A 12,041-nucleotide genomic window follows, 5' to 3' on the forward strand; every position below is an offset into this window, starting at 1 on the left:
TTCCTTTCCAGTGTGGCCCGCGCGGTCTGGCCTGGCGGCAAAAAGCGGGGCAGCCGGTCTTGCCTCCTGTGCTTCCGGTGGGCGAAAAGGACTCCCATGCCGCGCTAAAAAGTCGCCTCCAGTCTTAGGGTGAGGATAGCATATTCTCATGCAAGAGTACAAGGTGGGTGGGAAGATGGTTTGAAGATGACCTCGTTTTGAAGGAATCCGGGCCTGCCGGCGGCCAACCGCGGAGCCCTGAGAGCGGCGCTTGCTCAGCCCTTCCTTCGCCCTCAAGATTCGGTGGGGGCCAGAGCATCGAGCGGGAGCAGACCCTCCTCTATAGCCCGGCTGAGGGCCTCAGTGCGTCCCGAGACGTGCAGCTTCTGGTAGATATTGGCCAGATGGAAGTTCACTGTGCGCTCGCTGACCTGCAGACGGCGCGCGATTTCTTTGTTGCGCAGGCCGCGCGCTAGCAACAGCAAGACCTGGCGCTCGCGCGCTGTCAGCGAGCTGGAGCTGGGGCCTTCCTCTCCCTGGCTGAGACGCGTCAGCAGGCGTGCCGCCAGTTGAGGCTGGACCACGGTCTCGCCCCGTGCCACTGTGCGGATGGCCTGGACCAGCTCATCGGGAGCTACTTCCCTGAGCAGGTAGCCGTCGGCTCCGGCCCGCAGCGCTGCTGAAAGGTGCTCGGGCCGACTGGAAGCCGAGAGCACAAGAATATGGGTATCGGGGCTAAGCTGCTTCATTTGGCGCAAGGTTTCTACTCCTTGCTCGTCAGGCAAAGGCAGATCCAGCAGCACCACCTGTGGACCCAATTCCAGGGCTTCGCCGCTGGCCTGGATGCCACTGGCAGCCTCACCGATGACCTGCAGATCGGGATAGCTCTCTAGCAGACGACGCAGACCAGCGCGCATCACGGGTTGAGCAGCGACCACCAGCAGGCGCAGGCTCTGAGAGGACATCTCCGCTCCCCCGGCGGGCAAGAGCGTGGCAAGGCTGGGACCAGGCGGACGCTGATAGGGAAGACTGACGCTGATCCGGTGATCCTGACCTGGCTCGTTGCTGATCGTCAGTGTGCCGCCCAGAGCATGCAGCTGCTGGCTCAGGGCCTCTTGACCAGTGACAGCCGGTGCAAAGGGAGGTGCTGCCACAACCGTGCCTGCCTCGTCAAGCGTGCCGTCGTCGCTGAGGGTCAACTCCAGCCTCTCACGGCCATAATGCAGGGTCAGGCGCAGATGGCGGACATCGCGATGATGGGCCACCATAGCGAGGGCCGCGCGCGTCAGGCGGTAAAGCAGGACTGCTGCCGAGGGGTCCAGCTGCCGCATCTCGCCTGTCACCTGGACCCGGCTGGCCGCGCCGAGGGCTTCGGCGCGCTCCTCCACCAATCGCCCCAGAGCTTCCGCCAGCCTCGCCGTCTGCTGCTCCGGTTCCTCACCGGTCGGGGTCTCGCTGGCAAGACGCAACTCGGTCAGCAAGGTCGTAACCTCTTCCTCCACCAGCGACAGGCCCTGAGCCACGCTGGAAAGCTGCTCAGAGGCAAGCGGCTCGGTCAACAGCGTGCGCAAAGCCCGCAGCTGCAAAGCGATTGTACTCAGCGCCTCAAGCAAGCCTTCGTTGCGCCCGACGGCGTGGGCGCTATCTACTGGTAGCATCGGTCAGCACTCTCCTGAAAAATAGGGGGAAGCCAGCCGGCCTCTCACGCTGGGGCTGGCACTTCGATCCGGCTGGCTCAAGCAAGCAGTACAGGCAGGCCCTGCCACCGATCAGGTTGCCTCAGACCTGGGCTGCCGCCCGCACTGGCTCGATCACAATCTGGCCATCGCGGGCATCGATCCGCACCGTATCGCCCTCGCGGATCGTCCCATCCAGCAGCGCACGGGCCAGGCGATTCTCGACCTCGCGCTGGATCACCCGCTTGAGCGGGCGGGCACCGAAGTGAGGATCGTAGCCCTCGCTTGCCAGCAGCTCGCGGGCCGCCTCGCTCAGCTGCAAGCTGATATGGCGCTCGGCCAGGCGCGGGCGCAGGCGATTGATCTGAATATCCACGATCTCCTTAATCCGCTCAGGCGTCAGCGGATGGAAGATCACAATCTCATCGATACGGTTGATGAACTCCGGGCGGAAGCCCTCCTCGCGCAGGCGCTGGCGGACCTGCCGCTGGGCCTCCTCCTCATCGAGGCCCTCCAGCTCGGGCAGCCAGGTGGTGCCCACGTTGCTCGTCATAATGATTACCGTGTTCTTGAAATCCACGGTGCGGCCCTGGCCGTCGGTCAGGCGGCCATCGTCGAGCAGCTGCAGCAAGACATTGAAGACATCGGGTGCTGCCTTCTCGATCTCATCAAAGAGCACCACACTGTAAGGGTGACGGCGCACCGCTTCCGTCAACTGGCCGCCCTCCTCATAGCCCACATAGCCCGGCGGAGCACCGATCAGACGCGAGACGCTATGCTTCTCCATGTACTCCGACATGTCGATGCGCACCAGCGCCTGCTCGTTATCAAAGAGAAACTCCGCCAACGCACGGGCCAGCTCCGTCTTGCCGACGCCGGTAGGACCCAGGAACAGGAAGCTGGCCAGCGGACGGTTGGGGTCTTGCAGACCGGCGCGCGCCCGGCGAATGGCATCTGAGACCGCCCGCAGCGCATGGTCCTGGCCAACCACGCGCTCCCGCAGGCGCTCCTCCATCTTCAGCAGCTTCTGGACCTCGCCCTCCATCAGTCTGGAGACCGGGATATGCGTCCACTTTGAGACAATCTCAGCGATATCCTCGGCGTCGACCTCTTCCTTCAGCATGCGCGCGCCCTGAATCTCGCTCAGCTTCCCCTCCATCTCGTGGATGCGGCGCTCCAGCTCTGGAATGACGCCGTAGCGCAAGCGGGCCTGCTCCTCCAGGTTATACTCGCGTTCGGCCCGCTCCAGAGCCACCTGAGCCTCTTCTAGCTCCGTCTTCAGACGGCGCAGCGTCTCCACCGGCTCCCGCTCGCGCTCCAGCGAGAGGCGCAGACTATGTAGCTGCTCATTCAGATTGGCGATCTCCTGCTCCACACGCTCGCGCCGCTCGCGGCTGGCCGGATCGGTCTCCTTCTTCAGGGCCTCCTGCTCCACCTGAAGCTGACGGATGCGGCGCTCCAGCGCGTCGATCTCGCTCGGCGTGCTATCCAGCTCCACGCGGCGCCGGCTGGCCGCCTCATCGATCAGGTCGATGGCCTTATCCGGCAGGAAGCGGTCGCTGATATAGCGCTTCGACAGCACTGCCGCCGCCACCAGAGCACTATCCTGGATGCGGACGCCGTGATGGACCTCATAGCGCTGTTTCAAGCCGCGCAGGATGCTGATCGTATCCTCGACCGAGGGCTCCTCGACCATGATGGGCTGGAAGCGGCGCTCAAGGGCAGCATCTTTTTCGATATATTTACGATACTCATCGAGCGTCGTTGCGCCGATGCAGTGCAGCTCACCGCGGGCCAGCAGAGGCTTGAGCATATTCGAGGCGTCCATTGCCCCCTCAGCGGCGCCAGCTCCAACCAGCGTATGCAGCTCATCGATAAAGAGAATGATGCGTCCCTCGGAATTCTGGATCTCGCGCAGGACCGCCTTCAGGCGCTCCTCGAACTCACCACGGTACTTGGCACCTGCGATCAGCGCACCCAAATCGAGAGCGATAATCTGTTTATCTTTGAGCGTTTTGGGCACATCGCCGCGCACAATGCGCTGGGCCAGGCCCTCGACAATGGCCGTCTTACCCACGCCAGGATCGCCGATCAGCACCGGATTATTCTTGGTGCGTCGGCTGAGCACCTGGATCACGCGGCGGATCTCCTCATCGCGCCCAATCACCGGATCAAGCTTGCCCTGAGCCGCCAGGGCCGTCAGATTGCGCCCATATTTCTCCAGGGCCTGGTACTTCCCTTCGGGATTCTCATCCGTCACACGCTGCGCGCCGCGAATCGCGCTCAATGCGCGCAGGGTCATATCGCGTGTCACCCCAGCAGCGCGGAAGGCACGCTGAATGACCTCACCACCGACATCAAACAGCGCCAGCAGCAAATGCTCGACACTCAGATACTCATCCTTGAAGCTGCTCATCTGGCGCCAGGCCTCTTCCAGGACCCGCCGCAACTGCGGCGAAATACCTGGCTCGCTGCCACCATAGACGCGCGGCATACGCTCCAGCTCGTTGCGCACCACCCGCTGCGCTGCTGCCAGGTCACCACCGGCCTTCTGAATAACCTCGCTCGTAATGCCCCCTTGCTGCTCTAGCAGGGCATAGAGCAGATGCTCTGGCTCAATCTGGCTATGGTTGTAGCTCCGCGCTAATTCTGAGGCATCCGTGATGGCCTCGCGGGCCTTCTCGGTTAAGCGCTCTAACTTCATGGCTCTTGTGGTCTCCCCCTGTTTGCAAACGTCTTACCTTGTCTGTTACTATACCATATTGAGTGGCTCATTGCAAGAAGATTTGAGTGGATTATTATCAAAGTTTGGCCAGGAGGACCAAAATTGCCGGCTATGCTGGGTGGAAGGGCTATGGTATAATGGCCGCGCCGTCCCTCTCCCCTCTCAGCGGAGAGAGGCGAGCGCGGCGCTCAGGTCAGTCAAGTCAATCAACTAGTCAGCAATTCACTCACCCACTATGCGGAGGCAGGACGAGGTGAGCGCGGAGGCGCCGAACGGCACGACAGGAATGGCTGCACTGCCACAGGCGTTGCAGGGAGATGCGGCGCGCATAGCGTCGGCGATCGAGAGCCTGCTCTTTGTGGCGGGGCGACCGCTGGAGCAGAACGAGTTGCGCAAGGTCTTGGCTGTCGGCGAAGAAGATCTACAGGCGGGGTTGCAAGCGCTGGCGCATATTTTGGAAGAGCAACGGCGTGGGCTGCGCTTGCAGCGTCTGGGCACTCAGGTGCAGCTGGTGACGGCGCCTGAGAATGCGCGCTATGTAGCGGCACTGCTGGGCCTGCCCTTAACTGCCAGGCTGACGCCGGCGGCGCTGGAAACACTGGCAGTGATCTGCTATCGCCAGCCGATTACGCGCGCCCAGATCGAGGCCATTCGCGGAGTGAATAGCGATCGGGCTTTGGCCAGTCTGATCCAACATGGGCTGGTCGCTGAAGTGGGCCGGGCCCCGACGGTGGGCCATCCGGCTCTCTTTGCGACGACGCCAGAATTTCTGCAGCAGTTTGGGCTGACGAGCCTGGAGGAGTTGCCTCATATCGATGGGCTACCCGATGTCCAGCGCGCCGTTCAGGCTCTGCAAGAACGGCTGCCCTTGAGCGAAGGCTCTGCCGCCCCGTCTGGCCAGGGTGGGCAGGCGCCCGGGGTGGTGGAGGACCATCCTGCACAGGAAGCGGCTCCCTGAGCTTTCTTCCTCCTGGCCTGGGAGATTGACCGCCTGGCCCTGGCAAGAAAGCGGAGCCACGTGCCAGACCGGCTCGGATCGCGCAATCATGCGGACGTGGAGTAGAGAGCACAATGAGAATAGGGCGACATATGCCGCTCAACGGCAGACCACTGCGGGCGCTAGAGATTGCCTCTTCCCTGGGCTGTGAGACCATGCAACTTTTTGCCAGCAACCCCACGGGCTGGAAGCCACCGACTGGCGGAGAAGAGGCAGCGCTGGAGTTTGCTCAGGCTGCGCGAGAGCGAGGTCTGGCGCCGCTCGTTATCCATGCGCCCTATCTCATCAATCTTGCCTCGCCGCGTGAGGAGGTCTGGCAGTCCTCGATCAGGCTCCTCTCCTGGACGCTGCAGCGGGCGGCCCTGCTAGGAGCCTCCGATGTAGTAGTGCACATTGGCAGCCACCGGGGGGCTGGCGTCGAGCTGGGCATCGCCCGCCTGAAGGAAGCCTTGAGTCTGGTTCTGGCCGAGGCACCTTCGGAGGTGCGCCTCTTGCTTGAAAACGACGTCGGAGCTGGCCATACACTGGGGCAGCGCTTCGAGGAGTTGGCCACCGTGCTGACGCTCCTACCAGAGGAGCAGGAGCGACTAGGAATCTGCCTGGATACGGCCCATCTGTGGGGCGCTGGCTATGATATCGGCTCGCCCGCCGGTGTGGAGGCGGTTCTCCAGCGCTTCAGCGAGCTGGTCGGCCTCTCGCGGCTCAAGGTGCTGCACCTCAACGACAGTCGACAGCCGTTGGGGAGTCATCGCGATGTCCATGCGCGAATAGGCGAGGGGCAGATTCCTGTGGCGGGACTGCAGGCGCTGCTCAACGATGCCCGTCTGTCCGGGCTGACGGTGGTGCTGGAAACGCCCATCAAGCGCGACGAGCAGAATCGCGAGGACTGGGAACATGATCGAGCGCATCTACAGTATGTGAAGAGCCTGCGTGCTCTTGACAGCGGCCAGGCTTCTCCGCGGCTGGGGCGGGAGCAGGCGAGCGAAGGAGTAAGAGCATCTCAGTCGGCGGAGTAAAGGAGTAAAGAGGACAGGAGCGAGGTCCGTGCTAGCGACTCCCTGCGGAGTGGGCGCGCGCGGAATCCCGCTTCTGTCCTCCACTGAAGGCCCGGAAAGCCACAGGCGTCACGGCTTGTGGCCGACGCCCGGCTCAGGAGGAGATGTGATCGGCGGCGGTAGTCGGGCGGAAGGTATTGCCGTCGTTTAGCAATACAAGGCGCTGCTCGCCGATATGGACGATCAGGTCTGGCCGACCGTCTCCGTTCACATCGCGGACCTCGGCGGTAATCGGGACCAGGTCCTGATTGGGGCCGAAGAGCATCGGGCCATTGTAGACGCGCGCGTTGTTGCCATCCCCACCAGGGAATTCAATGATCTCAACATGCCGATTGAGATTGATAAAGACAAAGTGGGTGGGATGACTTGGGCTATCGTTGTGCCCAACCACGGCGTCCATTTGCCAGGTGCGTGGGCGCCCAAACTGGACATCTTCCTGGTGGAGCTGCCACCAGGAGCCGAGATAAGCCAGGCCCAGGCCGAGCAGGGCGATGAACAGGAGGCCCAGAAGAAAGCCGCGCAGGACCCAGGAGCGACCCGTGCGCCGGGCCTTGATGCGCGTTGGGGCTACTGTGCGCAGACCCTCGGGCACCACGGCCTTGGAGGTCGTGCCATATTCCGGCCTCATCTGGCTACTGGCACGCCTCCGCTGGATGAAAACCGCCGGCTGCGGACCAGTAATGCCACTCAGCGGACCAGCCACGTCCGCGTTAGCGGGCGGTGGCAGGGGCTGATAGCGGCGTGTGCTGCTCGGCAGCCGCGGCGTAAGGTAGATGGCATCATCATCCTCCTCCCCGGTGATGGCCTGCCTCCTCCTGGTCACCCCGGGCGGCTGACGAAGCTGTATCGTCATGGAGTATTTTCCCCTTTTTCGCCGGCCCATATGGGCCTAGAATGCATGTTCTATATACTAAGGCTATCACAGCTCGTTTGTCAAGTCCCCCGGTAGGAAAATCTTAGATGTAGCCTGGCGTGAAACAGTGTATAACAATGTGAGACAGGTGCAGCTGCGTTGCAGCTCCAATGTCTGCTTTGCAGGGATTCAGGCTTGACTCTCGTGATTTGTCTATGCTATAGTTGATTGTGTCTCGGGCTGCTTACCGGACGTGAACCTCAACAATTCTTCTGAAGAAGCCAAAGTCCATCCCTGAGCGGAAGTTTCTGTCGCGAGTCTCATTAGAACAAGGAAGCATGCACTGCTCTCAGGGAAGAGCTGGTCCCTGGACGTCGTGTCATTAGCGCGTCTTGTGCTCACGAGGTGAGACGACGGACCGGCTGAGGGCTTTCCGGCTGTGCTGTTTGCATCGGAACCCCTTATCCGCTCCTTTGCTGGTGCTTTAACTGCTTCGTCGCTGTAGTGTACACCCTTCATGCTATCTGCTGTAAGCTGGCCGACATGAGTTCGGGCTTGAGCTTTCTCCTACTAAGCCTTGCTGCTTGTTGCCCTGGTGGCCAGCCTGCGCTTGGCTCCGCTTGCCTGTCTGCCTACCTGTCTGCCTGCTGAGAAGGCAGGACAGGAAGAGAGTGAGTGCGCTGTCGGTCCTGGCTTGACTGGGGAGGGGCTTCTCCCTCTATGCTGTTGGTATCCAGGCGAGGAGGCTCGCGATTTGGGGCAGCTCGCTATGCTCAATATAGGGGTGCTGGAGGAGAGGAGGAGTAACTAAAAGAGGTAGTTTGTTAGCTTGAGCAAGGAAGCCCGGGATGCTCTGCGTCTAGCAGCAGCGAAGGCATCGTGTGCGTGTGTCTATGTTGTTTGTCTGCGTGCCAGTTACGTGCCAGTTATGTGCCAGTTACGTGCCAGTTACGTGCCGGTTAGTTCATCAGGCAGTGAGTGGCTGGCCTGGCTGAAGGCGAGCACTGGCGCGCTCTTGTTGAAGGAGGCACCGCTATGACCAGGACGCGCGTGGAGGCGGTCCACATCGTCTGGATCACCGCGGGCCTGGGCTGTGATGGCGACTCGGTCTCGATTACGGCGGCCAGTCAGCCAAGCCTGGAAGATGTGATCCTGGGAGCGATTCCGGGACTTCCCCGCGTCTATTTGCACAATCCTGTCCTCGCCTATGAGCTGGGCGGCGACAGCTTTATGACCTGGTGGTACCAGGCCGAACGCGGCGAACTTGATCCCTTTGTGCTGGTGGTCGAAGGCTCGATCCCCAACGAGCGCATTAAGCGCGAAGGCTATTGGGCCGCACTGGGGACCGATCCGGCAACCGGACAGCCGATCACGACCTGCGAGTGGATCGATCGGCTGGCGCCGAAGGCCTGGGCGGTGGTGGCCATCGGTACCTGCGCCACCTACGGCGGCATCCATGCCATGCAGGGAAACCCCACCGGAGCGATGGGCCTCGCCGACTATCTGGGCCACGGCTGGAAGTCATGGGCCGGGATTCCCATTGTCAATGTCCCTGGCTGCCCTGTGCAGCCGGACAATTTCATGGAGACGCTCCTCTACCTGCTTTACCAGGCGGCAGGCCTGGCACCGATGATCCCCCTCGATGACCTCGGACGCCCCACCTGGCTCTTCGGCAGAACCGTGCATGAGGGCTGCGACCGCGGTAGCTACTACGAGCAAGGCGATTTCGCCACAGAGTATGGTGCCCCCCAGTGCCTGGTGAAACTCGGCTGCTGGGGCCCGGTGGTGCAATGCAACGTGCCGAAGCGGGGGTGGATGGCCGGCATTGGTGGCTGCCCCAATGTGGGCGGCATCTGTATCGGTTGTACGATGCCCGGCTTCCCCGATAAGTTTATGCCCTTCATGGATGAGCCACCTGGCGCCAAGCTGTCTACTGGGATCGCCGGCGCCTATGGTGGTGCGATTCGGGCGCTGCGCAGTATTACGAAGTCAACGCTCAATAAAGAGCCTTCGTGGCGCCGTAAGGGCCGCGAGCTGGCGACCGGCTATCAACCGCGCTGGTAGAGAGGGAACGACCAACGCCTCTGGCGGGCGACAGCGCCCGAGCCTTGTGCCGCTCAGGTTGCTGTGTGCAGGTCCCTTCACTTTGCTTTCGCTCGTCTAGACGCTTGTTTATGACGGCGGTGACGGGAAATAAGCAGCCGTTCCCGCTCTCTTGCTGGCTGGTGCCTGTTCGGCAAAGGAGAGAGCACGATGACCACTGAGGTGCGACGTCAGGCTGCCCCGGCTGAACCTGGCCAGGTGATTGAAATGGCCTGGGACCCGATTACGCGCATTGTCGGCAGCCTGGGAATCTATACCAAGATCGATTTTAAGAAGCGGCAGGTGGTGGAGTGCTACAGCACGTCGTCGATCTTCCGCGGCTATAGCATTTTCCTGAAGGGCAAGGACCCGCGCGATGCTCATTTTATCACCAGCCGCATCTGTGGGATCTGCGGGGATAATCACGCGACCTGCTCGGTCTATGCGCAGAATATGGCCTATGGCGTGAAGCCGCCGGCCCTCGGCGAGTGGATTCTCAACCTCGGCGAGGCGGCGGAGTACATGTTTGACCACAACATCTTCCAGGAGAACCTGGTCGGGGTCGATTTCTGCGAGCAGATGGTACGCGAGACCAATCCCGGCGTCTGGGAGCTGGCCCAGAAGACCGAGGCCCCGCATGCCAGGGATCACGGCTATCGTACGATCGCCGATATTATGCGGGCGCTCAATCCCTTCACGGGCGAGTTCTATCGCGAGGCGCTGCAGATGAGCCGCCTGACGCGCGAGAAGTTCTGCTTGATGGAGGGGCGCCATGTGCATCCGTCGACGCTCTATCCCGGCGGCGTGGGTACGGTGGCGACGGTCCAGCTCTTCACTGACTACCTGGTGCGCCTGATGAAGTATGTCGAGTTTATGAAGAAGGTCGTGCCTTTGCATGACGACCTCTTCGATTTCTTCTATCAGGCGCTGCCGGGCTACGAGAAGGTGGGCCAGCGGCGCGTGTTGCTCGGCTGCTGGGGGTCGTTCCAGGACCCCGACGTCTGCGACTACGATTATCGCACGATGGATAAGTGGGGACGGGCGATGTTCGTGACGCCGGGCGTGGTGGTCGATGGCGAGCTGGTAACGACCAGCCTGGTCGATATCAATCTGGGCATTCGCATTCTACTGGGCAGCTCCTACTACGAAGACTGGGAGAACGAGCGGACCTTTGTCGATCGTGATCCGCTGGGCAATCCGGTTGATCAGCGCCATCCCTGGAACCAGACAACCATTCCGAAGCCGCAGAAGCGCGACTTCAAGGGCAAGTATAGCTGGGTGATGTCGCCGCGCTGGTACGATAAGCGCACGGGGCAGTATCTGGCACTCGATACCGGCGGTGGGCCGCTAGCGCGTCTGTGGGTGACGGCCCTGGCGGGCCTGGTCGATCTGGGCGGCTACATTAAGGCGACCGGGCACAGCGTCAAGATCCGCTTGCCGAAGACCGCGCTCAAGCCCGAGGTCGAGTTTGAGTGGAAGATCCCCAAGTGGAGCAATGCCCTGGAGCGCGATCGCGCTCGCTCCTACTTCCAGGCCTATGCGGCAGCGGTGGCGCTCTACTGCGTGGAGAAGGCGCTGGCGGAGATTCGGGCGGGGCGCACCAAGACCTGGGCCGATTTTACGGTGCCTAAAGAGGCGATCGGCTGCGGCTTCCATGAGGCGGTGCGCGGGGTGCTCTCGCACCATCTGGTGATCGAGAACGGCAAGATTGCCAACTATCACCCCTATCCGCCGACGCCCTGGAATGCCAGCGTGCGCGATATCTACGGGACGCCAGGCCCCTACGAGGATGCAGTGCAGAATACGCCGATCTTCGAGGAGAATGGCCCCGACAAGTTTAAGGGCATCGATATCATGCGGGCGGTGCGCAGCTTCGACCCGTGCCTGCCCTGTGGAGTCCATATGTATCTGGGGGACGGCAAAGAGCTGGAGATTGTGCATTCGCCAACCTTTGGGCGTGTGCCATAGGCGTAAGCGTAGAGGGGCTGAAAGGCCCTGTGGGCTGCCTTGCGCCGCCCGGCCTGCGGCTAGGCCAGGCTGTCGCTGGGGCGGGCGGCGCACATTCAGGAGGAGAAGGCTATGGGCAGCGATGCGCAAGAGCGTCAGAGGCATCAGGAGCCTCAGCCGGCGGCAGAGATCGAGCGTTTGCTGGCAGAGATTGAGGAGCTGCCCGATCCCCAGGCACGTGCCTTAGCGGAGGAGCTGGTCCGGGCGCTGGTGGCGCTGTATGGTGAGGGCCTGCGGCGGATCGTGGAGCTGCTGACTGCTGTGGAGGGCGTGCATGCTCCCTCTTCTTCCTCTGGGCAGCGCCTGCTCGATCTGCTGGCGAGCGATGAGCTGGTCGCCGGTCTCCTGCTCTTACATGATGTGCATCCTGTCCCTCTCGAAAAGCGAGTCGAGCGGGCGCTGGAGGAGCTGCGGCCTGTGGTGCGCGGGCACGGTGGCGAGCTGGTGCTCCTGCGCGTGGTGGAGGGGGTCGCTTGGCTCCGCCTGAGCGGGAGCTGTGGCGGCTGTTCCGCCTCGCTTCAGTATCTACGGCAGAGGATCGAAGAGGCGGTGTATCGTGCGGCTCCCGATCTATGCGGGTTGGAGATTGAGGGGATCGGGGAGGCGGCGGGTGGGACGGTGGAGCCGACGCCGTCGCGGGGTGGGACGCCGCTTCCGGTGGTTTTTG

At 62.2% G+C, this 12,041-nt stretch carries 8 protein-coding genes; 5 read left to right on the plus strand and 3 right to left on the minus strand.

All coding sequences use genetic code 11. The features are described from left to right. Positions 1-272 precede the first annotated feature (272 nt). Together IRZ31_RS16195 and clpB are read right to left on the minus strand one after the other, a co-directional pair. Positions 273-1,637 (minus strand): response regulator transcription factor family protein, encoded by a 1,365-nt coding sequence (locus IRZ31_RS16195; protein WP_297155486.1) that lies wholly within the window; start codon positions 1,635-1,637, stop codon positions 273-275. 121 nt (positions 1,638-1,758) lie between these two features. Continuing rightward, positions 1,759-4,359: an ATP-dependent chaperone ClpB gene (clpB, locus tag IRZ31_RS16200; protein ID WP_297155488.1), complete on the minus strand. Its 2,601-nt coding sequence runs from the start codon at positions 4,357-4,359 to the stop codon at positions 1,759-1,761. A gap of 274 nt (positions 4,360-4,633) precedes the next feature. Here clpB and scpB point away from each other — a divergent pair, with 274 nt between their 5' ends. Both scpB and IRZ31_RS16210 read left to right on the plus strand, forming a co-directional pair. Further along, on the plus strand, positions 4,634-5,338 hold the full coding sequence (scpB, locus tag IRZ31_RS16205) for an SMC-Scp complex subunit ScpB (RefSeq protein ID WP_297155490.1): 705 nt from the start codon (positions 4,634-4,636) through the stop codon (positions 5,336-5,338). Positions 5,339-5,451: 113 nt separating this feature from the next. Beyond that, on the plus strand, positions 5,452-6,393 hold the full coding sequence (locus IRZ31_RS16210; protein ID WP_297155492.1) for a deoxyribonuclease IV: 942 nt from the start codon (positions 5,452-5,454) through the stop codon (positions 6,391-6,393). Positions 6,394-6,526: 133 nt separating this feature from the next. Here IRZ31_RS16210 and IRZ31_RS16215 read toward each other — a convergent pair whose 3' ends face one another. Continuing rightward, positions 6,527-7,285 (minus strand): hypothetical protein, encoded by a 759-nt coding sequence (locus IRZ31_RS16215; protein ID WP_297155494.1) that lies wholly within the window; start codon positions 7,283-7,285, stop codon positions 6,527-6,529. A 1,035-nt stretch (positions 7,286-8,320) separates the two neighbouring features. On the opposite strand from IRZ31_RS16215, the gene IRZ31_RS16220 reads away from it, so the two are divergent. From IRZ31_RS16220 to IRZ31_RS16230, 3 genes are all read left to right on the plus strand, one after another. Beyond that, positions 8,321-9,349 carry a hydrogenase expression protein HypE gene (locus tag IRZ31_RS16220; protein WP_112429982.1) on the plus strand — a complete coding sequence of 343 codons (1,029 nt, stop codon included), beginning with the start codon at positions 8,321-8,323 and terminating at the stop codon, positions 9,347-9,349. 189 nt (positions 9,350-9,538) lie between these two features. Then, positions 9,539-11,335: a nickel-dependent hydrogenase large subunit gene (locus IRZ31_RS16225; RefSeq protein WP_297155498.1), complete on the plus strand. Its 1,797-nt coding sequence runs from the start codon at positions 9,539-9,541 to the stop codon at positions 11,333-11,335. 111 nt (positions 11,336-11,446) lie between these two features. Continuing rightward, the coding region (locus IRZ31_RS16230) for a NifU family protein (RefSeq protein ID WP_297155500.1) at positions 11,447-12,041 on the plus strand (595 nt) is incomplete at its 3' end.

It is taken from the genome of Thermogemmatispora sp. (assembly GCF_019683635.1).
Taxonomy (GTDB): domain Bacteria; phylum Chloroflexota; class Ktedonobacteria; order Ktedonobacterales; family Ktedonobacteraceae; genus Thermogemmatispora.

Coding starts and splice junctions, on each gene's coding strand:
- IRZ31_RS16210 (WP_297155492.1), top strand. CDS start 5,452: ATGAGAATAGGGCGACATATGCCGCTCAACGGCAGACCACTGCGGGCG.
- IRZ31_RS16225 (WP_297155498.1), top strand. CDS start 9,539: ATGACCACTGAGGTGCGACGTCAGGCTGCCCCGGCTGAACCTGGCCAG.
- IRZ31_RS16195 (WP_297155486.1), bottom strand. CDS start 1,637: ATGCTACCAGTAGATAGCGCCCACGCCGTCGGGCGCAACGAAGGCTTG.
- IRZ31_RS16220 (WP_112429982.1), top strand. CDS start 8,321: ATGACCAGGACGCGCGTGGAGGCGGTCCACATCGTCTGGATCACCGCG.
- IRZ31_RS16215 (WP_297155494.1), bottom strand. CDS start 7,285: ATGACGATACAGCTTCGTCAGCCGCCCGGGGTGACCAGGAGGAGGCAG.
- clpB (WP_297155488.1), bottom strand. CDS start 4,359: ATGAAGTTAGAGCGCTTAACCGAGAAGGCCCGCGAGGCCATCACGGAT.